Source organism: Stenotrophomonas sp. MH181796 (assembly GCF_009659995.1).
Lineage (GTDB): Bacteria > Pseudomonadota > Gammaproteobacteria > Xanthomonadales > Xanthomonadaceae > Stenotrophomonas > Stenotrophomonas riyadhensis.
This window is the reverse complement of sequence record NZ_RAHU01000002.1, coordinates 88,694-111,938: the sequence shown is the minus strand read 5'-3', so window position 1 is coordinate 111,938 and position 23,245 is coordinate 88,694. Positions and strand designations below refer to the sequence as shown.

The 23,245-nt window shown below is 66.3% G+C and carries 14 protein-coding genes and 1 pseudogene; 13 read left to right on the top strand and 2 right to left on the bottom strand.

What is annotated here, in order from left to right:
- Positions 1 to 93: 93 nt before the first annotated feature.
- The 8 genes from D5301_RS04265 (at position 94) to cueR (ending at position 11,404) form a co-directional block, all read left to right on the top strand.
- Positions 94 to 1,683, top strand: a complete 1,590-nt coding sequence (locus tag D5301_RS04265; RefSeq protein WP_153854921.1) for a calcineurin-like phosphoesterase family protein — start codon at positions 94 to 96, stop codon at positions 1,681 to 1,683.
- A gap of 34 nt (positions 1,684 to 1,717) precedes the next feature.
- Entirely contained in the window at positions 1,718 to 2,002 is a 285-nt protein-coding gene (locus D5301_RS04260) for a hypothetical protein (protein ID WP_153854920.1), read from the top strand.
- 84 nt (positions 2,003 to 2,086) lie between these two features.
- Positions 2,087 to 3,109: a glucokinase gene (locus D5301_RS04255; RefSeq protein ID WP_180847198.1), complete on the top strand. Its 1,023-nt coding sequence runs from the start codon at positions 2,087 to 2,089 to the stop codon at positions 3,107 to 3,109.
- Positions 3,110 to 3,160: 51 nt separating this feature from the next.
- Positions 3,161 to 4,159, top strand: coding sequence for a N(4)-(beta-N-acetylglucosaminyl)-L-asparaginase (locus D5301_RS04250; protein ID WP_153854919.1), 999 nt, complete (start codon positions 3,161 to 3,163; stop codon positions 4,157 to 4,159).
- On the top strand, positions 4,156 to 4,887 hold the full coding sequence (locus D5301_RS04245) for a copper homeostasis protein CutC (RefSeq protein ID WP_324187260.1): 732 nt from the start codon (positions 4,156 to 4,158) through the stop codon (positions 4,885 to 4,887). Before D5301_RS04250 ends, D5301_RS04245 begins: the two co-directional genes overlap by 4 nt.
- A gap of 417 nt (positions 4,888 to 5,304) precedes the next feature.
- Entirely contained in the window at positions 5,305 to 8,262 is a 2,958-nt protein-coding gene (locus tag D5301_RS04240; RefSeq protein ID WP_153854918.1) for a TonB-dependent receptor, read from the top strand.
- Positions 8,263 to 8,435: 173 nt separating this feature from the next.
- Entirely contained in the window at positions 8,436 to 10,937 is a 2,502-nt protein-coding gene (locus D5301_RS04235; RefSeq protein WP_153854917.1) for a heavy metal translocating P-type ATPase, read from the top strand.
- Positions 10,938 to 10,948: 11 nt separating this feature from the next.
- The gene (gene cueR, locus D5301_RS04230; protein WP_125892811.1) at positions 10,949 to 11,404 is read left to right on the top strand and encodes a Cu(I)-responsive transcriptional regulator; all 456 of its coding nucleotides are present in this window, start codon (positions 10,949 to 10,951) and stop codon (positions 11,402 to 11,404) included.
- Positions 11,405 to 11,484: 80 nt separating this feature from the next.
- Here cueR and D5301_RS04225 read toward each other — a convergent pair whose 3' ends face one another.
- Both D5301_RS04225 and D5301_RS04220 read right to left on the bottom strand, forming a co-directional pair.
- Positions 11,485 to 11,679 (bottom strand): heavy-metal-associated domain-containing protein, encoded by a 195-nt coding sequence (locus tag D5301_RS04225; RefSeq protein ID WP_021204511.1) that lies wholly within the window; start codon positions 11,677 to 11,679, stop codon positions 11,485 to 11,487.
- A 199-nt stretch (positions 11,680 to 11,878) separates the two neighbouring features.
- Positions 11,879 to 14,956 (bottom strand): TonB-dependent receptor, encoded by a 3,078-nt coding sequence (locus tag D5301_RS04220; protein WP_153854916.1) that lies wholly within the window; start codon positions 14,954 to 14,956, stop codon positions 11,879 to 11,881.
- Between the two features lie 1,156 nt (positions 14,957 to 16,112).
- Here D5301_RS04220 and D5301_RS04215 point away from each other — a divergent pair.
- The 5 genes and pseudogenes from D5301_RS04215 to D5301_RS04195 all read left to right on the top strand — a co-directional run.
- Positions 16,113 to 18,452: pseudogene (locus D5301_RS04215) on the top strand (GH92 family glycosyl hydrolase); the annotation flags it as partial.
- A gap of 96 nt (positions 18,453 to 18,548) precedes the next feature.
- Positions 18,549 to 19,598: a LacI family DNA-binding transcriptional regulator gene (locus tag D5301_RS04210; RefSeq protein ID WP_014037023.1), complete on the top strand. Its 1,050-nt coding sequence runs from the start codon at positions 18,549 to 18,551 to the stop codon at positions 19,596 to 19,598.
- Between the two features lie 60 nt (positions 19,599 to 19,658).
- The gene (gene fucP, locus D5301_RS04205; RefSeq protein WP_049398498.1) at positions 19,659 to 20,972 is read left to right on the top strand and encodes an L-fucose:H+ symporter permease; all 1,314 of its coding nucleotides are present in this window, start codon (positions 19,659 to 19,661) and stop codon (positions 20,970 to 20,972) included.
- Between the two features lie 7 nt (positions 20,973 to 20,979).
- On the top strand, positions 20,980 to 21,975 hold the full coding sequence (locus D5301_RS04200; protein WP_153854914.1) for a carbohydrate kinase: 996 nt from the start codon (positions 20,980 to 20,982) through the stop codon (positions 21,973 to 21,975).
- Positions 21,972 to 23,198: an AGE family epimerase/isomerase gene (locus tag D5301_RS04195; protein WP_153854913.1), complete on the top strand. Its 1,227-nt coding sequence runs from the start codon at positions 21,972 to 21,974 to the stop codon at positions 23,196 to 23,198. Before D5301_RS04200 ends, D5301_RS04195 begins: the two co-directional genes overlap by 4 nt.
- The last annotated feature ends 47 nt before the right edge of the window (positions 23,199 to 23,245 follow it).

Here is a 23,245-nt window from a genome sequence, read left to right as displayed (position 1 = left end):
GGCCAGCGGCCGGCACTACCGGCAATGCGCCACAGCGTGCGCGATGTCATCAACGGAATCTACAATAGGCGGTCTTTCTTTCCCGGACCGCCCATGAAACTGCCTGCCGCCTGGCTGTGCTGCCTGTTGCTGACCTCGCCGGCCTGGGCCGCGGATACCGTGGTCAGCGGCAAGGTCTATCTGGAGCGTGACGGCAAACCCGGGCGCGGTGCGACCGATCCGGGCCTGGCCGGGGTGCAGGTCTCCAACGGCGAGGCCATCGTCAAGACCGCCGCCGATGGCAGCTACAGCCTGCCAGTGCGCGACGGCCAGACCGTGTTCGTGATCAAGCCCGATGCGTACGCCTTCCCGAAGGCCACCGACGGCCTGCCTTCGTTCTGGCGCCACTACCGCCCGAACGGTTCACCGGCACTGAAGTACGGTGGCATCGCCGCGACCAGCGACGTCACCCGCAACTGGGATTTCGCCCTGCAGTCGGATCGCCATGACAGCCGCCGTGGTTTCCAGATGCTGGTGTTCACCGATTCGCAGACCGCCAGCCTGAAGGACATCGGCTACTACCAGCAGTCGATCGTGGCGCCGCTGGTTGGCCAGACCAGGGCGCGCATGGGCACCACCCTGGGCGACATCGTCAACGACGACCTGGCCCTGTACCCGGCGATCAACAAGGTCACTACCCAGCTTGGCGTGCCGTGGTTCCACGTGCCGGGCAACCACGACCTCGACTTCGATGCGGCCAGCGATGAGCATTCGCTGGACAGCTGGCGCAACATCTACGGCCCGGACACCTACGCGGTGGAAGAGGGTGGCGCCAGCTTCGTGTTCCTGGACGACGTGGTCTACGACCCCAAGGCCAAGCCGAAATACATCGGCGGCCTGCGCGAAGACCAGTTCGCTTTCCTCGCCAGCTACCTGAAGGGCCTGCACAAGGATCGCCTGCTGGTGCTGGGCATGCACATCCCGCTGTTCGACGCCGCGCCGGGGCGCGAGACCTTCCGCCACGCCGACCGCCAGCGCCTGTTCGACCTGCTCAAGGACTTCCGCAACGTGCTGGTGCTCAGCGGCCACAGCCACACCCAGCAGCACGTCTACCACGGCAAGGCCGAGGGCTGGAACGGCGACAAGCCGCTGCACGAATACAACGTCGGTGCCAACTGCGGTGCGTTCTGGTCGGGGGTGAAGAATGCCGCCGGCGTACCGGACAGCACCATGAGCGACGGCACGCCGAAGGGCTATGCATTGCTCGACGTGGCCGGCAACGGCAGCTATCGCCTGCAGTACCGCGTGGCCGGCAAGCCGGCCAGCGAGCAGATCGGCCTGCATGCGCCGAAGGTACTGCGCCAGGGCGCCTATCCGGCGTGGGGTGTCTACGCCAACGTCTACATGGGTGAGGACGCCAGCGTGGTCGAGTACCGCGTGGATGGCGGCGCGTGGCAGCCGATGAAACAGGTCAGCCAGCCCGATCCGCGCCTGATGGTGGAGAACGTGGCCGACGATCTTGCCAACAACCTGCGCGGTTACGACCGCTCGCCGGAGGCTACCGCGTCGCCGCACCTGTGGCGTGGTGCGCTGCCGACCGATCTGGCGGTGGGCAGCCACAAGGTCGAGGTACGCTCCACCCAGCCCGATGGCGCGGTGTTCACCGCCAACACCAGCTACAGCCTGCAGACTGCCCAGCCCTGACCTCCGAACCATCGCTCCAGCGAAAGGACCCCGCATGGATATCCGCTTCATGGTCGGCACCACGCCGGTGACCCTCAGCCGCCACTGGTTCACCGGCGCGATGCTGCTGCAGAGCGCCACCGAGAAGGTCTGGGTGCAGCACCCGCTGCATCCGGGCACCCACTTCTCGTTCTCGCTGGTACAGTCGTGGCTGCGTCACATCGCCGGCCACGAGGTGCTGGTCGAACGCACCCGGCCGCTGTTGTTCGCCGGCTTCCGTCCGCAGCGCCTGCGCGTGCTGGTGGACGGCGTGCAGGTGGCCGAACAGGAAGGCATGTAGGCCAACCTGAACCATCGGCGCGCTAGGCAAAGCCGCCCCGATGCCTGAGAATCGGGGCGATTCAATCGATCCAAGCAGGCCAGCGTGACCATCGCAGCAGCGTCCCCGGTTTCCTCCGACTCCGCCCGCGGCGGTCTTCCGCGCCATCTGGTCGTTGCCGATGTCGGCGGCACCTTCGCCCGCCTGGCCTTGGCTGAGACGCAGCCCGGGCAGGCGCCCAGGCTGGGCAGCCATCGCACCTATGCCTGCGCCGAGCATCCCAGCCTGGCCGCGATCCTGGCCGATTTCACCAGTGGCCTCGGCCAGCCGGTGCAGACCGCGGTGGTCGCCATCGCCGGCCTGCTCGATGGTGATGTGCTGATCAACTCGAACCTGCCGTGGACAGTCTCGCTGTCGACCACGCGCGAACAGTCCGGCCTGCGCGAACTGCAGCTGATCAATGATTTCGAAGCGGTGGCGCTGGCCATCCCGTTCCTGCAGCCGGAAACCCTGGTGCCACTGAACGGCGACGCCGATCCGGCGCAGGCCTTCCCGGCGCTGGTGCTGGGTGCCGGTACCGGCCTGGGTGCCGCGCTGCGTTTCGCCGATGGCGAGCGCCCGGTGCTGGCCAGCGAGATCGGCCATGCCGCGCTCGGCGCCGGCAACGCGCTGGAACTGGAGGTGCTGGGCAAACTGCTGCAGCGCTGGGCGCACGTGGACAACGAGCGAGTGCTGTCCGGCAGCGGCCTGATGAACCTGTATCCGTGCCTGTGCGAACTGCGCGGCGTCACCCCGGTGTGGACCAGCACCGAGGCACTGATCGGCGCCGCGCGCAGTGGCGAGGACGCGCTGGCGGTGGAGACGCTGCATGTCTTCTGTGCCTGGCTGGGCAGCCTGGCCGGCGACGCGGCGATCGCTGTCGGCGCGCGCTCGGTATACCTGGCCGGTGGCATTTCCGCGCATGTGCAGGATTTCCTGGCCGATGGCCGCTTCCGTGAGCGCTTCCTCAACAAGGGCGTGCTGACCGAGGTGCTGCGGCAGGTGCCGGTGTGGCGCGTGGAGCACGGCCAGCTGGGCGTGCTCGGTGCAGCGGTCTGGCATGCCGCACGGCAGCCTACGCACGACTGATCGGCAGGGCCGGCATCGGGCCGGCCATGCATTGCAGACTGGGAGGGGAAGATGGTGGATCGCAGGCAGTTCCTGCAGGCCGGTGCACTGGCCGCAGGCATGGCGGCATTGCCGGGCGTGCAGGCGCGCACGCAGGGTGGGGCCAAGGTGGTTTCGACCTGGGACTTCGGCGTACCGGCCAACCAGGCCGCATGGAAGGTACTGGCGCAGGGCGGCAGCGCGCTGGATGCGGTGGAAGCGGGCGCACGCTGGGCCGAGAGCGAGCTGTGCAACCCCACCGTCGGCCATTGCGGCAACCCGGATCGCGACGGCGTGCTGAGCCTGGACGCGAGCATCATGGACGGCGATGGCCGCTGTGGCGCGGTGGCGGCGCTGGTCGACATCCTGCATCCGGTGTCGGTGGCCCGCAAAGTGATGGAGAACAGCCCGCACGTGCTGCTGGTGGGCGAGGGCGCGCAGCAGTTCGCGGTGCAGCAGGGTTTCGAGCGCAAGCACCTGCTGACGCCGCAGGCCGAAGCGGCCTGGCGCGAGTGGCTGAAGACCGAGAAGTACCAGCCGCAGATCAATGCCGAGCGCCGTGGCATTCCCGGCAACAGCGACAACCACGACACCATCGGCATGCTGGCACTGGATGCCAATGGCCATCTGGCCGGTGCCTGCACCACCAGCGGCATGGCCTGGAAACTGCACGGTCGCGTTGGCGACAGTCCGATCATCGGTGCCGGCCTGTACGTCGACAACGACGTGGGCGCGGCCACTGCTTCGGGCGTGGGTGAAGAGATGATCCGCAACGCCGCCTCGTTCCTGGTGGTCGAGCTGATGCGCCAGGGGCGCTCGCCGGCGCAGGCCTGCCGCGAAGCGATCGACCGCGTGGTGCGCAAGCGCCCGGAAGCGAGCAAGACACTGCAGGTGTGCTTCCTGGCCATGAACAAGCAGGGCGAGGTGGGCGCCTACGCGCTGCATCGCGGCTTCGTCTACGCGGTGTGCGATGCACAGCGCCAGGATGACCTGCGTGATTCGCCGTCGATCTACACGAGCACCCAGGCGTGAGCACGCGGCGGACCCTGGAGATCGCCAGCAACTCGCTGGCCTCGGCGCTGGCCGCACAGGCCGGCGGCGCCGATCGTATCGAGCTGTTCGACAACCTGGCCGAGGGCGGCACCACGCCGTCGTTCGCCAGCATCGCGATGGCCCGCGAACGCCTGTCGATTCCGCTGTTCGTGCTGGTGCGGCCGCGCCCGGGCGACTTCCACTACGACGCGCTGGAAACCGAACTGATGCTGCGTGACATCGCGCAGTGCCGCGCGCTGGGCTGCGATGGCGTGGTGATCGGCGCGCTGGATGTGCAGGGCGGCATCGACGTGGCGCTGTGCTGCGAGCTGGTTCAGGCTGCCGGGCCGTTGCAGGTGACCTTCCATCGCGCCTTCGACGCTGCCCGCGATCTGCCGGCGGCGCTGGAGCAGGTGATCGGGCTGGGTTGCCAGCGCGTGCTGACCTCGGGTGGCCAGGTCAGCGCCGAGGCCGGTGCCGATGTGCTGGCGGGCCTGGTCAGCCAGGCGGCGGGGCGTATCGCGGTGATGGCCGGCGCCGGATTGGCCCCGGGCAACATCGCGACCGTTGCACGGCAGACCGGCTGCACCGAATTGCACGCCTCGGCAAAGGGCCTGCGGCGCTCGGCGATGCAGTTCCAGAACCCGGCTTTGCGAGGGTTGGACCCGGACTGGAACCAGACCGCCACTGCCACTGTGGCCGCGCTGCGGCAGGCGCTGGACGTCTGATCGCAAGCCCGGGGTCGGATCCCTTCGCAGAAGGGCTCTGACCCCATCTGGATGCGCACGCGTCGACGCAATCGGGTCAGAGCCCCTCTGCGAGGGGATCCGACCCCTTACGGCTACCCGCCACGGACAAAACCGTTCCGCGCGCGTCTGTCGCAATCGTGTCATCACTTCGTGCACCGTTCTCTCCGCGATGTTTCGCAACCCTTTGATTATTCTTGATACCTGCGGCCGATAGCGGCATTGCGCAGGCTGTTGCTGCGTCGCCGCATGCCCGGCGTGGTTCAGCTGTGCTTTAGTTTGGATCGATCCACAGTGGAGGGCGCCGTATCGGTCTTGAACCGATCCAGGTCCCCGGATCAGTCGCAGTGCCGCGCCACCACCCGTCCGTGCGTCCACACTTTCGAAGAGCAACCACCCATGGCTCAGATCGTTCGCAAGCGTCGTCACCTGCTGTCCCAGGCGTTGATCCTGGCCCTGTTGCCCCTGGCGGCCAGTGCGCAGGAGGCCGCCAACTCGTCCACCAAGGATCTCGACGCGGTCACCGTCACCGGCTCGCGCATCAAACGCGCCAGCGTTGAAGGCCCGGCGCCGGTCAACGTGATTACCGCCGCGCAGATCCAGAAGGAAGGCTTCGTCAGCGTGTACGACGCGCTGAAGACCCTCACCGAAGCGACCGGTACCGTTGAGGCGGCCTCGCAGTGGGGTTCGCACACGCCCAATGCCAGCGGCCTGAACCTGCGCGGGATGGGCCCGAACCGCTCGCTGCTGCTGGTCAACGGGCGCCGTGTGGCCGACTACCCGCTGCCCTATGGCGGCGAAACCAACTTCTCCAACTACGGCAACATTCCCGCTGCCGCAGTCGAGCGCATCGAAGTACTGACCGGTGGCGCCTCGGCCATCTATGGTTCCGATGCGATCGCCGGCGTGGTCAACGTCATCCTGAAGACCAACTACGACGGCGACGAAGTGCGCGTTCGCGGCGGCACCTCCACCGAAGGCGGCCGCGATACCTGGGATCTGTCCTGGGCCGGCGGCAAGACCGGCGACAACTGGAGCGTGACCTACGCGCTGCAGTACACCAAGCGCGATCCGCTGTTCGGCCGTGACCGCCCGCAGATGGACGATGCCGACGATGCGCCGTACCCGTCCTGGAACATGGAACAACGCAAGGTCGGCTTCCGTCCCACCGCCGGCCTGGCGCTGATCGATCCGACCACCGGCCAGCGCCTGGCGCCGCCCACCGGCACCTGCGAGAAGTTCGATGGCGAGTACTACACCGCCGATCGCCTGGTCTACAACTACGCCGCCAACACCATCACCAACACCGGCCGCCTGTGCGGCATGAGCGCCGACTACGCCAACTGGCTGCTCACCGGGGGTGCCGAGAACGTGTCCGGCAACCTGTATGCCACCTTCGATTTCAGCAACGACCTGCAGGCCTGGACCAACCTGGCGGTGTACCGCTCCGAGGCGATCTGGGGCACCAATCCGCCCAGCGTGTCGCTGATCGACGATGACAACGGCTACTACTGGGATGCCAACCGCAATCGCCCGATCCTGGGCGTGCGTCAGTTCACCCCGAATGAGGTGGGTGGCCTGGATACGCTGCGCAACACCAACCGTGAACTGTCCTGGGACTGGAGCGCGGGCCTGCGCGGGCGCCTGGCCGACCGCTTTGACTGGAGTGCCACGGTGGGGCGTTCCTACTACCGCGTTGAAGAGCGGCAGAACGTGGTCGACAAGCAGAAGTCGTACGACTATTTCCTCGGCCCGAAGCTGGGCACTACCGCCGACGGCGAGGCGATCTATGCGTTGAACGAATCGCGCTGGTGGAACCCGCTGACGCCGGACCAGTACTGGCAGATGGGCACGGTGGCGAAGAACCGTGCGTCCTCATGGGTCAACCAGGCGTCGGCGGACATCACCGGCGAGTTGTTCCAGGGCTGGGCCGGCCCGATCTCGTTCGCGGCGGTGGCCGAAGTTGCGCAGCAGGGCTACCACCTCAGTCCCGACCCGCGCGCCGGCATCGACTTCGACCTGCAGAACGTCGATCGCGGTGGCGGCGAGCGCACCCGCTATTCGGCTGGCGTCGAGTTCAAGATTCCGCTGCTGGAAAGCGTGACCGCCACTGCGGCCGCGCGCTATGACCGCTATGGCAGCTACAAGGCTGACAACAGCGGCGAAGCGCTGGACATCGGCAGCCAGAAGGAGACCACCTGGAATGTCGGCCTGGAATGGCGCCCGGTGGAGTCGCTGCTGGTGCGTGGCTCCTATGCCACCAGCTTCCATGCGCCGGACATGCACTATCTGCTCGGTCAACCGAGCAGCTCCGAAGTGCAGACCTATGATCGCCTGCGCTGCATCCAGAGCGGCGCGTACCTGGTCAACAACTGTGGCGTGGGCAATACCGATGTCTGGTACACGTTCGACGTGAACCGGCGTGGCACGCCGCTGCTGCGCTCGGAGACCGGTGATTCGTGGACGGTCGGTTTCGTCTGGGACGTGATGCCCAATCTGTCGGTCAGTGCGGATTACTGGGCGATCAAGCTGGAAGACATGATCGTTGACGTTGGCGCCGACGAGGTGCTGGCCAGCGAAGCGGGCTGCCTGACCGGCAAGAACATGGACGGTACGCCGTGGGCCAATCCGGCCGGTGGCGAGTATTGCGCCGGCATCCTGGCCCGCGTGAACCGTGACAGCAACGGTCGCCTGGTATCGATCGAGCGCGGCCCCTTCAACCTGGCCAGCCGCGAAGTGCGCGGCATCGACCTGACCGCGCGCTATCGCCTGGAAACCGCGCAGTGGGGCAACTTCCAGCTCGGCCTGAACTACACCAACCAGATCTCGACCAAGGAACAGCGTTACGCCAACGATCCGAACCCGGAGCGTCGTGACCGCGACCTGCGCAGCAAGCTGCGCGCGAGCCTGGCCTGGCAGCGTGGCAACTGGAATGCCAACGTCTATGCCGATCGCATCGGTTCGGTGCCGGGCGTGCGCTACCACTGGGGCACCGATCGCCTGGACAATCCTGGCGGCTGCCTGCCGTTCGCCGATGGTTACGTGCCCAGCGACAGCCCGTCGCTCAACTGCCTGGAGCCGGCCACGCGCCCGGACGGTTCGCCGAACCCGAATCCCAACGCCGGCCAGCAGACGGCGCGCTACTACGGGCGGGTGGGGCCGTTCATCACCTGGAACTTCAACGTGGGCTACCAGGTGACCGAGCACGCCAAGGTCAACGTCTACGTCAACAACGCGTTCAACTCCGCCAGCTGGAACCACAAGGACCCGTACAAGCTGGACTACGATTTCGCCCCGACCCGCCTGCTCGGCGCGGTTGGCCGCGAGTTCGCGCTGGAATACGTGTTCACCTTCTGAGGTGGACGGCGGGGGCGTCGGGCCTTGATCCGCAAGGCGCCCCCGTCCGCCCGGTAGATCCACGCCATGCGTGGATGAACCCCTTCATGAACCCCGGGGTGGCTGGATTTGACCTTCCCACGATGGCAAGGTTTAGCCTGTCCGCATCCAGAAGGAACCCCGGGAATCCGATCATGAGCACGCCCCGCGCCACCGCAATCCCCGCCAGTCCCTCCACCATCAGCCTGCCCATCGAGGGCATGACCTGCGCCAGCTGCGTCGGCCGTGTCGAAGCGGCGCTGTCCAAGGTCGAAGGTGTGGGCAGTGTTTCGGTCAACCTGGCCACCGAGCGCGCGGATATCCGCCCGTCCGGTCCGGTCGATCGCGCCGCGCTGATCCAGGCGGTGGAGCGGGTGGGCTATGACGTGCCGGCCGGCACCATCGAGCTGGCAGTGGAAGGCATGACCTGTGCCTCCTGCGTCGGCCGCGTCGAACGCGCGCTGCTGGCGGTACCGGGCGTCAGCCAGGCCAGCGTCAACCTGGCCACCGAACGCGCCACGGTGCGCGGCGTGGCCGCTGTGGATGCGCTGGTAGCGGCCATCGACAAGGTCGGTTATGCCGCCCGTGCCATCGAAGCAGGCGTTCAGTCCGATGACGAAGCGGCGGAAAAGAAGGATGCCGAGCGCGCCGAACTGAAACGTGACCTGATCGTGGCCACCGCACTTGCACTGCCGGTGTTCGTGCTGGAAATGGGTTCGCACCTGATTCCCGGCATGCACGAATGGGTGATGGCCACCCTCGGCATGCAGACCAGCTGGTACCTGCAGTTCGTACTGACCCTGCTGGTGCTGGCCATTCCCGGCCGCCGTTTCTACCAGAAGGGTTTCCCGGCACTGCTGCGGCTGGCACCGGACATGAACTCGCTGGTGGCGGTGGGTACCGCCGCAGCGTTCGGTTACTCGGTGGTGGCGACCTTTGCACCGCGGTTGCTGCCGCCGGGCACGGTGAACGTCTACTACGAAGCAGCGGCAGTGATCGTCGCGCTGATCCTGCTCGGCCGCTTCCTTGAGGCGCGCGCGAAGGGCCGTACCTCCGAGGCGATCAAGCGCCTGGTCAACCTGCAGGCCAAGGTCGCGCATGTGATCCGTGACGGCCGCACGATCGAGATCCCGGTCAACGAGGTTCTGAGCGGCGATGTGGTGGAAGTGCGCCCGGGCGAGCGCGTGCCGGTCGATGGCGAGGTGATCGAGGGCCGCAGCTACATCGACGAGTCGATGATCAGTGGCGAACCGATTCCGGTCGAGAAGCAGCCGGGCAGCAGCGTGGTCGGCGGCACGGTCAACCAGAAAGGTGCATTGACCGTGCGTGCCACGGCGGTGGGCGCGCAGACCATGCTGGCGCAGATCATCCGCATGGTCGAACAGGCACAGGGCTCGAAGCTGCCGATCCAGGCGGTGGTCGACAAGGTCACCCTGTGGTTCGTGCCGGCGGTGATGCTGGCCGCACTGGCGACCTTCGCGGTCTGGTTGATCTTCGGCCCATCGCCGGCGCTGAGCTTCGCGCTGGTCAATGCGGTGGCGGTACTGATCATCGCCTGCCCGTGTGCAATGGGTCTGGCCACGCCGACGTCGATCATGGTCGGTACCGGCCGTGGCGCCGAAATGGGCGTGCTGTTCCGCAAGGGTGAAGCACTGCAGTTGCTGAAGGACGCGCAGGTGGTGGCGGTGGACAAGACCGGCACGCTGACCGAAGGTCGTCCGCGCCTGACCGACCTGGAGATCGCCGACGGTTTTGATCGCGCCAGGGTGCTGGCCGCGGTTGCTGCAGTGGAATCGCGCTCGGAGCATCCGATCGCCCGCGCCATCGTTGATGCAGCCACCGAGCATGGCATCGCAGTGCCGGCCATGGTCGACTTCGAATCGGTCACCGGCATGGGTGTACGCGCCAGCGTGGAGGGTGCGCGTGTGGAGGTCGGCGCCGATCGTTTCATGCGCGACCTGGGCGTGGACATCACTGCATTTGCGGCGCTGGCGGCCGAGCTCGGCGTGCAGGGCAAGTCGCCGCTGTATGCCGCCATCGACGGTCGCCTGGCCGCAATCATCGCAGTATCCGATCCGATCAAGCCGAGCACGCCGGCCGCGATCGCGGCACTGCACCAGCTCGGCCTGAAGGTGGCGATGATCACCGGTGACAATGCCGGCACCGCGCAGGCGATCGCACGCCAGCTCGGTATCGATGAAGTCGTTGCCGAGGTGCTGCCGGAAGGCAAGGTCGAAGCGGTGCGCCGTTTGAAGGCCACCCATGGCCATGTCGCCTTCGTTGGTGACGGCATCAACGATGCGCCGGCACTGGCCGAAGCCGATGTCGGCCTGGCGATCGGTACCGGCACCGATATCGCGGTGGAGTCGGCCGATGTGGTGCTGATGTCGGGCAACCTGCAGGGCGTGCCGAATGCCATCGCACTGTCGAAGGCAACGCTGGGCAACATCCGGCAGAACCTGTTCTGGGCCTTCGCCTACAACACCGCATTGATTCCGGTGGCGGCCGGCGTGCTGTACCCGGTATGGGGTGTGCTGCTGTCGCCGGTGTTCGCCGCCGGTGCGATGGCACTGTCCAGCGTGTTCGTGCTGGGCAACGCACTGCGCCTGCGCCGCTTCCAGCCGCCGATGGCGGATGCCCCCGCTGCGAGCCACTGAAGGAGAACCGCATGAACATCGGTGAAGCCGCCAAGGCGTCCAGCGTTTCGGCGAAGATGATCCGCTACTACGAACAGATCGGCCTGATTCCTGCGGCCGATCGCACCGAGTCCGGCTACCGGGCATATTCGCAGGCGGACATCCACCGCCTGCGCTTCATTCGGCGGGCGCGCGATCTTGGCTTCCAGGTGGCCGAGATCACCGATCTGCTCGGCCTGTGGAACGACACCTCGCGGCACAGTGCCGACGTCAAGCAACTTGCCGAACAGCACATCGCCGACCTGGAGCAGCGTATCGAAAGCATGCGGCAGATGGCCGACACGCTGAAGTCGTTGATCAGCTGCTGTGCGGGCGATGAGCGCCCGGAATGCCCGATCCTGCAGCGGCTGGGCGAAGACGAAGAGACCTTGGCACCGCCGGAGACCGCGAAGACCGGTGCAGTACGGCGCCGCACGCACAAGCACTGACCTGGCGTTGCATGCATGAAAAAACCCGCCCGGTGCAGCTGCACCGGGCGGGTTTTTCGTTGCAGGCGCAGGGCAGGGAATCAGGCCGTGCGCGGCGGGAAGCCTGCATCGGTCAGCGCCGCCACGATCTGCGCTTCGCTGGCCGAGGTCTGCACCTGCACGCGACGGCTGGCCGGATCTGCCTGCACGCTGGCCTGCGGATCGACCAGCTCGATCGCCTTGGTCACGCTGCGCGCGCAGCCGCCGCAGGTCATGCCTTCAACATGGAATTCCATCTGTAGCTCCTTCGGTGCTCTTGGGATGGAGCCAGTGTGCACCTTCCAACGATGGCAGGGTCAAGCGCCGGGCTGAACGACAGGCAAGGCGCCGACAAAAAACGGCAGCCACCTGTACCAGCGTGGCTGCCGTGGAGGAACGTCCCCGCCAGGGCGGGGCGTGGGCTGCGCCGGGCGGGCCCGGGCAACCCGTGGTGCCTCAGAACTTCCAGGTAGCGCCGAAGTACAGCTGGCGGCCTGCATAGATATTGGAGATCAGGCGTGCCTTGGTGTCGCTGCCCAGGTGCACGCGCTGCTCGGACTTGGTGGCATTGATCACCGAGGCGGTCAGGGTCCAGTCCGGGGTCAGGTTGTAGGCCACGTTCAGATCCAGCTGGTCATACGGCTCGGTGTAAATGGTGAGGCCGTTGTTGAGTCCTCCGACCACCTGGCCGCGACGGTTGAACGAGGCGCGCGCGAGGAACTTCTCGTTCTCGTAGAAGACCGTCACGTTGGCCTGGTTCTTGGCGCTGCCGACCAGCGGCGAGGAGCCGATTTCCTGCCCGTCCAGAACAATCGAGGCCAGGTTGGTGTCGTTGTAGGTGTAGTTGGCCTGCACACCGAAGCCGAATTCGAAGGTGTACTGGCCATACAGCTCGACGCCCTGCGAGACACCATCGCGGCCATTGGCCTGGGTCTGGTAGCGCTGCACGTTCACCGCTTCACCGTTGATGACCATCGGCGTGTCGCGCACCACCGGCAGGGTGAAGTTGTCCACGTTCTTGCGGAACAGGCCGACGCCGGCGACCGCGCCCGGCTGGAAGTACCACTCCAGGCCCAGGTCGAACTGGGTGGCCTTGAACGGTTCCAGCTGCTTGTTGCTGCCCTGGCCGACCCAGCCTGCGGTCGATGCGCCACCGGCAACGCGGCGATCATTGACGTACTCCTCGCTGTAGTAGCTCAGTGCGCCCGGTGCTGCGATGTCGGTGTAGCCAGGGCGGGCGATCACCTTCGATGCGGCACCACGCAGCACCAGCGTGTCGGTGATGTCCCAGGCGATATTGAAACTCGGCAGTACGTCGGTGTAGGTACGATCCACGCCGATCAGGCTGTAGGTCTTGCTCTGCGCCAGATCGTACGGCAGGCGCACGAAGCCGCTCTCGCAGCTGTAGGTCGGGTAGGCCGCAGCGGCCGGATCGGTGCACGCCATCGGTGCGCCCGACGCGTTGTCCAGGAAGTAGTCGTTGAACTTCTCGATCGAGTCGGAGGACTGCGCGAACTGCTTGGTGCGCACCACGCGCACGCCGACATTGCCGCGCACGCGTTCGGTGCGGAAGTTGGCCTGGAAGTAGCCCGAGTAGATCTTCTCGTTGACGTTGTAGACGAAGTCTTCCTCGGTACGGTTGTGCGAACCGCCGTAGGTCTTGTTCAGGTAGTCGATGTAGGCCGGGTAGTTGATGCCCGGGAACACATTGGCGTTGAAGCCGCCGGCGATGTTGCTGATCGGGTTGGACAGGAAGAAGCCCGGTTGCGCATCACCGGCGGTCGGGTCGCAGCCCGCCTGGTAGCGGCCGTCCTTATAGTCGGCAGGATCGCGGCCCTGACAGGTCCAGTAGGTGTTGCCGGTATTGCGATGGACCTTGCCGTCACGGTATTTGGCGCCGAACTGGATCGAGTCCAGCCAGCCGGACTCGAACAGCTTGGTGACGTCGGCCTGGAAGTAGTTCTGCTTGACCTCGGTGCGCTTCCACGACGAATCGGTCGAGCCGGTGTCGACTTCGGCGATGCCGTTCATCAGCTGCTGCTGCAGGTCGGGCGAGAAGGTGGCCGAGGGCGTGCCGGTCAGGTCCCAGGCGCTGTACAGGTTGCCCGGCAGGTAGTCGTTGCCGACCTTGCGGCGCGGCTTGGCCGACATGCGGAAGTTCATCGACGGACCACCTTCGGACCAGGTGCGGCCACCGGTGAACGAGGCCTTCCACAGCGGGCTGATGTCCCAGTCGATGGTCAGGTCGGCAGTCTGCGAGAGCGCCTTTTCCTTGCTGTAGCCACCGGTCAGCTGCGGCGTCGGAACCGTGCAGTCGTCCGGGCCCCAGCCGCCGGGCTTGAGGCCAGCGGCCTTGGCCTGGTCTTCGCTGCAGTAGTAGGTCTTTCCGGCCAGCTTTTCGAACTGGGCGCCGGTAACGGTGTTGCCGCTGGGATCGAAGTCCAGGCCATTGAGCAGGCGGCCACCGGCCCAGTTTCCGTCGCCGTTGAAGCGGGCCATGCTCCATTCCGGAATCTTCAGCATGTTCTGGGTGTAGTCACCCTGCAGCTCGAAGCGGAAGTAGTTGGCCGTCATCGTGACGTTGTCGACGGGCTTGAACTGGAAGGTCAGCTGGCCGCCCTTGCGCTCGCGCTTTTCTTCCTTCACCGCGAAGTTGACCGACGTCGGCATGAAGAAATCGCTGTAGTTGCCGCCGGTCTGGTTGTTGAAGCCGGACCTGCCCCACCAGTAGTGGATGCCATCCTGCGCCTGCACGTTGCCATAGGCATCACGCGCCTTGCCGGCGCCATACCACTGGTAGTCCTCGGTGCTGGCTTCCATGGTACGGGTGGTGCGCTTCTGCTGGGTCACGCCGACCAGCACGCCGAAACGCTCGTCCTTGCTGTGCCACGAATACAGCGCGGAGGCCTGCGGGTCGATATCGTGGTGGGTATCGGAGGAGGTGCCCTCGAGCGTGACGAAGCCCGAGTTGGATTCCATGTCCAGCGGGCGACGGGTGTGCAGGATGACCGTGCCGCCGATGCCGCCTTCATCGATGCGTGCTTCCGGCGACTTGAACAGCTCGGCGCTGGACAGCATGTTCGACGGCAGCAGGGTGTAGTTGAACGAACGGGTGGCTTCGTCGTTGGTTTCCGACGTGGCCACGTAGTTGCCGTTCAACTGGGTCAGGGTCAGGTCGGGTGCGAGGCCACGCACGCTGACGCTCTTGCCTTCGCCGCCACTGCGGGTGATGACCACGCCGGGCACGCGCTGCAGTGCGTCGGCCACGTTCTTGTCGGGGAACTTGCCGACGTCCTCGGCGGTGATCACTTCGACCACGGCGTTGGCGTCGCGCTTCTGCTCAAGGCTCTTTTCAATGGCGTAGCGGTAGCCGGTGACCTGGACACTGTCCAGGTTGGTGGCGTCCTGCGAGCCGGTGGAAGCGGCCTGCTGCGCGGCGGCGCCGGCCGGAATGACGGCGGCGACCAGGGCCAGCGCGATGGCCAGTGACAAGGCGTCCTGGCCGTGCGTACGTGTTGAATGCTTCATTCCCATCTCTCCCTCTCTCCTGGATTGATCCGGTGACGTGGCACGGACAACTTGAATCGATCTAATTTGAAGTGACATTGTCGCTATTGCCATGCAGTGGCAGTAGCACCGTGCGCGTGGCCTGGTACGTCCTGTTGCTGCTCCCCCAACTCCCGGCCATCGCAACGTCGTCTTGGATCGATCTAAGCGATGGGCGGGCGTTTTTTAGCATGGGTCGCCCGCGGGCGCATGCTGCTCCGCAATATGGTACTGGCGTGGCGAAGGGATGACGGTTTGCTGAAATCAGTGAAATCGTTTTCGTGCGCAGGGGAGGGTGGGCAGGCAGGGCTGCGCCCTGCACCTGCTTGACGCCAAAGCCAAAGCCAAAGCGGCTCTGGGTTGTCTGTGGTTTGGCGGGGCGGTGTCGGATTGCGGGGACGCCGTAAACCCGTCCCTGGGGGCTTGGCCGCGGCATCCATGCCGCGGACACCCCGCAATCCGACACCGCCCCGCCTTCGACAGTTTCCCGGTGACGGTTGGATTGATCCTGGAACGACATGGGGTCGTGGGGTCAGATCCGTTTTCCTTTGGAGAACGGATCTGACCCCGATTGATTTCGTTATCTGTCAGAGATTGATCGACGCATGGCGTGGATCTACCGCAGATCGCGGAAATCTGTCGAAGGCGGGGTGGGTCCGGTTGCGGGGGTGTCCGCGGCATGGATGCCGCGGCCAAGCCCCCAGGGACGGGTTTACGGCGTCCCCCGCAACCGGACCCATCCTGCCTACCCACGGATAGCCAGCTGTTGCTGCGGCTGTTGCCTTGGCTTGAAGCGGGTGCAGGGCGCAGCCCTGCCGAACCCCCCCCTCTCATGCTGCGCCGCAGAATGCATTCGGCTGAACCAGCATGCTCTACTTGAATCGATCTAAATCCACGGTCTGGTGGGTCGGGCGTCATTCCAGGGGGAGCTCTCTGCCAGTCGAGGCAGGGGCTCAGCGGAACGGTGCCGGATGGCCCCGGCCGTCTGCCTCCGCATCATCGACTACAGGAACCCGACATGCGTCCAGTGCCGTCCGCTCCCGCCGTCCCAGTGTCCTCGCGCCCGCTGGCGCGCCTGGCCTGCCTGCTCGCACTGTCGGCGTCACCGATGCTGCTGCAGGCCGCGCCGGCTGCGCTGGAGCGCGAGGTCAACACCTTCATCGGCAGCAAGGACGACGGCAATACGTTCCCGGGCGCGTCGGCACCGTTCGGCCTGATCCAGGTCAGCCCGATCGGCAGCCACTATTCGGGCTGGCGCTACGACGACGAGAAGATCCGCGGCTTCGGCCACTCGTTCATCTCCGGCGCCGGCTGCTGGGAACAGGGTGGCCAGGTGTCGGTGCTGCCGGTCACCGGGTCGATCGGTCCGGGCGGCGATTTCGATACCGGCAACGCGAAGAAGTTTGACCACAAGGCCTATGCCGCGTCGTACACGCATGACGGCGAGATTGGCCAGGCGGGCTATTACAAGGTGCGGCTGACCAGCTACGGCGGCATCGATGCCGAGACCACCGCGCGTACGCGTGCCGCGGCCGAGCGCTACACCTTCAGCCAGCGCAGTGGCGATGGCCACGTGCTGGTCAATGTCGGCCAGGCGAACGAGCGCCACTCGGTGATCGGCAGCGTGGTTGATGTGGTCGGCGACCGCGTTGTGGAAGGCAAGCTGGTCACCAAGAGTTTCTGTGGTGGCCATCAGTACACCACCTGGTTCCGCATCGAGTTCGACCGCCCGTTCAAGGCACACGGTACCTGGGGCGAAGGCGGTGGCCTGCCGGGTGCGCGCCACAGCATGGAAGGCGAGCAGAAGCCGAACGGCGCCTGGCTCAGCTTCGACCTGGCCAAGGGCCAGTCGGTGACGGCGGTCAGCGCGATCTCGCACGTGGATGCCGAAGGTGCGCGCACCAACCTGCGCGCTGACGGCATGCAGGGTGGGGCGCTGCTCGGTTTCGACCGCATGCGCGCGTTGTCGCAGCAGTCCTGGCGCGAGCAGCTGGGCCGGGTGCGCGTGCAGGGTGGCAGTGCTGATGACCGCACCGTGTTCTACAGCGCGGTTTACCACGCGCTGCTGCAGCCGATGACCGGCAACGATGCCGACGGCCGCTACCGCGGCTATGACGATGGTATCCATCGCGCCGATGGCTGGACGTATTACGAGTACTTCTCGCTGTGGGATACCTATCGTGCGCAGAACCAGTGGTTGGCACTGACCCGTCCGGACGTGGCACGCGACATCGGCCGCACCCTGCTGGCGATCGACGAACAGGGTGGCTGGCTGCCGCGCTGGGGTTATGCCAACTTCGAGACCAACATCATGACCGGTGATCCGGTCACGCCGTTCATGGTCGACCTGTGGCGCTTCGGTGCGCTCAAGGGCCGTGAATCGCAGGCGTGGGATGCGCTGCGCCGCAATGCGTTCGGCACGCCGCCGCTGAACTCGCGGATGGCCGGCCGTTCCGGCAACCCGACCTACCTGGACAAGGGCTATGTGGTCTACGACCGCGCGTTCCCGTCCAAGGGCATGGACGTCGATCCGCATCACGGCGGTTCGGCCACGCTGGAGTATGCGCTGGCCGACTGTGCGCTCTCGCAGATGGCCGATGGCCTGGGCCACGCCCAGGACGCGGCGACGCTGCGTGAGCGCGGCCGCAACTGGCGCAAGGTGTGGGACCCGCAGGTGCGCGACGCCGAAACCGGCTTCACCGGGTTCCCGCGCCCGCGTACCGAGGACGGCCAGTGGTACACGCCGGCCGATGGCCATTACAGCCCGCGCTCGCACCATGGTTTCCATGAGGGTACGGCGTGGCAGTACCAGTGGCTGGCGCAGCAGGACGTGCCGGGCCTGGTCGAAGCGATGGATGGCCGCGAACAGGCCGGCCGCCGCCTCGATGCGTTCTTCGCGATGGACGCGCTGCAGGCCGACCCGCTCAATGCCGCCCGCAAGGAGTGGGTGGTCGGGCCGTACAGCTACTACAACCAGTTCCGCTACAACCCGAACAACGAGCCGGACCTGCACTCGCCGTGGCTGTACACGCTGATCGGCCAGCCGTGGAAGACCGCCGCCGTGGTGCGTGCCGCGCAGCAGTTGTTCACCAATGCCCCGAATGGCGTGACCGGCAATGATGACCTCGGCACGATGTCGGCCTGGTACCTGTTCAGTGCCATCGGCGTGTATCCGGCGGTGCCGGGCAGCGGCCAGTTCCTGCTGCACACCCCGCGTTTCAGCAAGGTGGAAGTGGACGTGGGCAATGGCCGCACCCTGCGCATCGACGCGCCGGGTGCCGATGGCCGCCGCCTGCAGTACGTGCAGGGCGTGAAGGTCGATGGCCAGGTGCATGCGCCGGTGTGGCTGGACTGGAACCAGCTGCAGCAGGGCCCGCGCCTGCAGTTCGCGCTCGACGCGAAGGTGCCGGAGCAGGGTTGGGGTACGGCGGTGAAGGACCTGCCGGTGTCCTGGTGCGCGGCACCGGGCAGCCAGCTGCGCTGAGCCGGACTGTGCCGTTCGCGGTGACCCAGCGAACGGCACGGCACGACAGGGCCCTGATCCATTAGGCTTGAGCATCCAGCGGAGTCCGGGAAGACGATGAACGACAACGGCAGCAGTCCCAGCAAGCGCGCCGGCAAGGCGGTGACGGTGACCGACATCGCGCGTGCCATCGGCGTGTCACGGGCAACCGTGTCGCTGGTGCTGCGCGGCAGCCCGCTGGTCAACGTCGATACCCGCGCCAAGGTCGAGGCCGAGCTGCGTCGCCAGCGCTATGTCTACAACCGCGCGGCGGCCAACCTGCGCCGGCGGACCTCGTCGAGCATCGCGCTGGTGATCAACGATCTGTCCAACCCGTTCTTCGCCGAATTCGCGTCCGGCGTGGATGAGGCGCTGGGCGGACGCGGTTACGTGACCCTGCTCGGCAGTACCGGTGAATCGCCGGAGCGGCAGCAGGCGGTGCTTTCGACACTGATGGAACACACCCCGGCCGGCCTGATCCTGTCGCCGGCCGAGGGCAGCGATACCGCGCTGCTGCGGCAGGCGCTGGGCGCCAATGCCAACGTGCTGCTGTTCAACCGCGAACTGGAAGGGGCCGATTGGGACTTCCTGACCCTGGACAACCAGCACGGCGCCTATCTGGCCACGCGCCACCTGATTGAGCGCGGCCATCGCCAGATCGCCTTCTTCGGCGGCCACGCTGCATCGAGCTCGTGCCACCAGCGCCGTGCCGGTTTCCAGCAGGCGCTGGCCGAGGCCGGTCTGTCGCTGCCGCCGGGCTGGATGATCGAGTCGGCACCGAACCGCCTGGAGGCCGCAGCGCGCACCGATGAGCTGTTTGCCGATGGCCATCGGCCGAGTGCAGCGGTCTGCTACAACGACACCGTCGCGCTGGGCCTGATGCTGGGCTTGAATTCGCGTGGCATCCGCCCGGGTGGCGACTTCGCCGTTACCGGTTTCGATGATATTTCCGAGGCGTCGGTCGCGGTGCCGCCGCTGACCACGCTCACCGCTGACCCGCGCGAGCGGGGCCGGCAAGCTGCCGCGCTGCTGCTGCAACGACTGGACGAACCGGATGCGCCGCCACGGCGCACGGTCGCGCCGGTACAGCTGCGCATCCGCGAAAGCAGTGCCGCACGACCGAACTGATTCCTTCCATATACCCCTTCCACGCAACAACGACCTTCCGCGCATCGAGGCGCGTACCGCATGCCGATCTCCGCAACGCCCCGTCCATCGGGTACCTCCAGCAGCCAGGCGCCGGTCATGAATGTCCGTGCTGCTCTGGCGGTTGCCACCACCATATTCTTCATGTGGGGCTTCCTGACCAGCCTCAACGACGTGCTGATTCCGCACCTGAAGGCGGTGTTCGAACTGAATTACACCCGCGCGATGCTGGTGCAGTTCACCTTCTTCGGCGCGTACTTCCTGATGTCGGTGCCGGCCGGTCGGCTGGTGGCCCACCTGGGCTACAAGAAGGGCATCATCGCCGGCCTGCTGATCGCCGGCGTAGGCGCGCTGGGCTTCTGGCCGTCGGCCGCATTGCGCACCTATGAAGCGTTCCTTGGTTCGCTGTTCGTACTTGCTACCGGCATTACCGTGCTGCAGGTGGCAGCCAATCCCTACGTTGCGCTGCTGGGCCCGGAACAGACCGCATCGAGCCGTCTGACCCTGGCGCAGGCACTCAACTCGTTGGGTACCACGCTGGCGCCGCTGTTTGGTGGTTTCCTGATTCTGAGCACCGCAGTGAAGAGCGGCGACGAGATCAACGCGCTGCCCGTGGCCGAACAGATTGCCTACCGTACCGCCGAAGCGCAGTCGGTGCAGGGCCCGTACGTGGGCCTGGCCATCGCACTGGTGCTGCTGGCAGTGTTCGTCTACCTGTTCCGCCTGCCCAGCCTGACCGAGACCACCGAGCAGGCCGACAGCGGCCACCACACGCTGCTGGATGCACTCAAGCATCCGCACGTACTTTTCGGCGTGCTGGCTATTTTCTTCTACGTCGGTGCTGAGGTGTCCATCGGCAGCCTGATGGTGAACTACCTGGCACTGCCGGAGATCGGCGGCATGACTGAACAGCAGGCCACGCACTATGTGTCGGCCTACTGGGGCTGCGCCATGGTTGGTCGCTTTGCAGGTGCGTGGCTGCTGGCCAAGTACTCGCCGCGCGGCCTGCTGGCCGGATTCGCAGTGGCCAATGTGGTGCTGCTGGGCGTCACGCTGGCGTCGGGTGGCAAGGTCGCGCTGTACGGCATCGTCGCGACCGGTCTGTTCAATTCCATCATGTTCCCGACCATCTTCTCGCTGGCCATCGAACGCCTGGGCCCGCTGACCAACAAGGCGTCCAGCCTGTTGATCATGGCCATTGTCGGCGGCGCGATCATCCCGCTGCTGCAGGGCATGCTGGCCGACCGCATCGGTCTGCACCTCAGCTTCGTGCTGCCGGTGGTCTGCTACGTCTACATCATCTTCTACGGTCTGGTGGGTTCGCGCCCGCCGGCTTCCGCAACGCAGGGAGGCTGAGTCGGAAATGGGTGCCATTGTCTGCTTCGGCGAAATTTTGATCGATCTACTAGCGCAGCCGCCGGCCTCGGCCGACACGCCGCGCGCGTTCCTGCAGTACGCCGGCGGTGCGCCGGCGAACGTCGCCGTAGCGGCAGCGCGGCTGGGTGCGAAGACCCAGTTCGTCGGCATGCTGGGCCGGGACATGTTCGGTGACTTCCTCGCCGACAGCCTGGTCGAGCACGGCGTGGGCACGGATTACATCGTGCGCACCGACGCGGCCAAGACCGCGCTGGCCTTCGTCGCGCTGGATGCCAGCGGCGAGCGCAGTTTCAGTTTCTACCGCCCGCCGGCGGCCGATCTGCTGTTCCGTGACAGCGACTTCCAGGCTGCGTGCCTCGACAGTGCGCAGTGCTTCCACGTGTGCTCCAACAGCCTGACCGAGCCGGCCATCGCCGAGGCGACCTTTGCCGGCATGGATCGCGCCCGCGCGGCCGGTGCGGTGGCCAGCCTCGACCTCAATCTGCGTCCTGCCCTGTGGCCGGCGAACGAGGACCCGACGCCGCGCCTGTGGCAGGCGCTGGAGCGCGCCGATCTGGTCAAGCTGTCGCGCGAGGAACTGGACTACCTGGCCGCGCCGCTGGGTGCCGATGGCGAGGCGGCGGTGCTGCGGCGCCTGCTGGCCGCGCAGGCGCGCTGGGTGATCGTCACCGATGGCGCGGCCACACTGCATTGGTACACCCGCGACAACCACGGCACGGTCACCAGCTTCCGCGTGGCCACGGTCGATACCACGGCCGCCGGCGATGCCTTCGTCGGTGGCGTGCTGGTGGGCCTGCTGGAGCGGGGTGGGGCGGGTGCTGGTTTCGCCGCGTTCTGCCAGGACCCGGAGGCGATCACCGCCACGCTGCGCTTCGGCGCCGCCGTGGGTGCGCTGGCTGTTACCCGCAAGGGCGCGTTCGCCGCGATGCCCTCGCTCGATGAAGTGCAGCAGCTGCTGCAGGCCCAGGACATTACCGCATGAGCACCTCGCCCGATTTCCGTTCGCCCGCGTTCCTGCGCGCGCATATCGCCGACACGATGGCGTTCTACCATCCGCGCTGCATCGATCCGGACGGCGGCTTCTTCCATTACTTCCGCGATGACGGCAGCATCTACGATGCCAGCCACCGCCATCTGGTGAGCAGCACCCGTTTCGTCTTCAACTATGCGATGGCCTACCGCGAGTTCGGCAATGCCGAATACCGGGAGGCTGTCGAGCACGGCGTGCGTTACCTGCGCGAGGTGCACCGCAACCCGGCCACCGGCGGCTATGCCTGGACCCTGCGCGACGGCAAGGTCGAGGACGACATGAACCACTGCTACGGCGTGGCCTTCGTGCTGCTGGCCTACAGCTGCGCACTGAAGGCCGGCATCGAGCAGGCCCGCGACTGGATGGACGAGACCTGGCAGCTGCTGGAAGCACGCTTCTGGGAGCCGCAGCATGGCCTGTATAAAGACGAAGCCGATGGCCAGTGGAACTTCACCGGCTACCGCGGCCAGAATGCCAACATGCACATGTGCGAAGCGATGCTGGCCGCGTTCGAGGCCAGTGGCGAGCAGCGCTATGTCGAGCGCGCGCTGCAGCTGGCCGACAACATGACCCGCCGCCAGGCCGCCAAGGCCGGTGGCCTAGTCTGGGAACATTACGATGTGAACTGGGAAATCGACTGGGACTACAACCTGGACGACCCCAAGCACCTGTTCCGCCCATGGGGCTTCCAGCCCGGCCACCAGACCGAGTGGGCCAAGCTGCTGCTGATCCTCGATCGCCATGTGCAGGCCGACTGGCTGGTGCCGACCGCGCAGCACCTGTTCGACGTGGCCGTGGCGCGCAGCTGGGACGACGCGCGAGGCGGCCTGTACTACGGCTTCGCACCGGAATCGCGCCGGCAGCCCGGCATGGACGGCGCCCCGATCGGCGGCGACAGCTTCGTCTGCGACGACGACAAGTATTTCTGGGTGCAGGCCGAAACGCTGGCCACCGCCGCACTGATGGCCAAGCGCACCGGCGACGACCGCTACTGGCAGTGGTACGAACGCATCTGGGCCTACTCGTGGGAGCACTTCGTCGACCACCAGTACGGTGCATGGTTCCGCATTCTCGATGCCGACAATCGCAAGTACAGCGACGAGAAGAGCCCGGCTGGCAAGGTGGATTACCACACCATGGGCGCGTGCTACGAAGTGTTGAACGTGGTGCGTTGAGGCGCGTGTCGCCGTACGCATGATGAGCCGGAATCGGTAGCGCCGGG

Excerpts from the sequence above, each read along its gene's own strand:
- D5301_RS04265 (WP_153854921.1), top strand. The coding sequence starts at position 94 with ATGAAACTGCCTGCCGCCTGGCTGTGCTGCCTGTTGCTGACCTCGCCG.
- D5301_RS04260 (WP_153854920.1), top strand. The coding sequence starts at position 1,718 with ATGGATATCCGCTTCATGGTCGGCACCACGCCGGTGACCCTCAGCCGC.
- D5301_RS04250 (WP_153854919.1), top strand. The coding sequence starts at position 3,161 with ATGGTGGATCGCAGGCAGTTCCTGCAGGCCGGTGCACTGGCCGCAGGC.
- D5301_RS04240 (WP_153854918.1), top strand. The coding sequence starts at position 5,305 with ATGGCTCAGATCGTTCGCAAGCGTCGTCACCTGCTGTCCCAGGCGTTG.
- D5301_RS04235 (WP_153854917.1), top strand. The coding sequence starts at position 8,436 with ATGAGCACGCCCCGCGCCACCGCAATCCCCGCCAGTCCCTCCACCATC.
- cueR (WP_125892811.1), top strand. The coding sequence starts at position 10,949 with ATGAACATCGGTGAAGCCGCCAAGGCGTCCAGCGTTTCGGCGAAGATG.
- D5301_RS04225 (WP_021204511.1), bottom strand. The coding sequence starts at position 11,679 with ATGGAATTCCATGTTGAAGGCATGACCTGCGGCGGCTGCGCGCGCAGC.
- D5301_RS04220 (WP_153854916.1), bottom strand. The coding sequence starts at position 14,956 with ATGGGAATGAAGCATTCAACACGTACGCACGGCCAGGACGCCTTGTCA.
- D5301_RS04210 (WP_014037023.1), top strand. The coding sequence starts at position 18,549 with ATGAACGACAACGGCAGCAGTCCCAGCAAGCGCGCCGGCAAGGCGGTG.
- fucP (WP_049398498.1), top strand. The coding sequence starts at position 19,659 with ATGCCGATCTCCGCAACGCCCCGTCCATCGGGTACCTCCAGCAGCCAG.
- D5301_RS04200 (WP_153854914.1), top strand. The coding sequence starts at position 20,980 with ATGGGTGCCATTGTCTGCTTCGGCGAAATTTTGATCGATCTACTAGCG.
- D5301_RS04195 (WP_153854913.1), top strand. The coding sequence starts at position 21,972 with ATGAGCACCTCGCCCGATTTCCGTTCGCCCGCGTTCCTGCGCGCGCAT.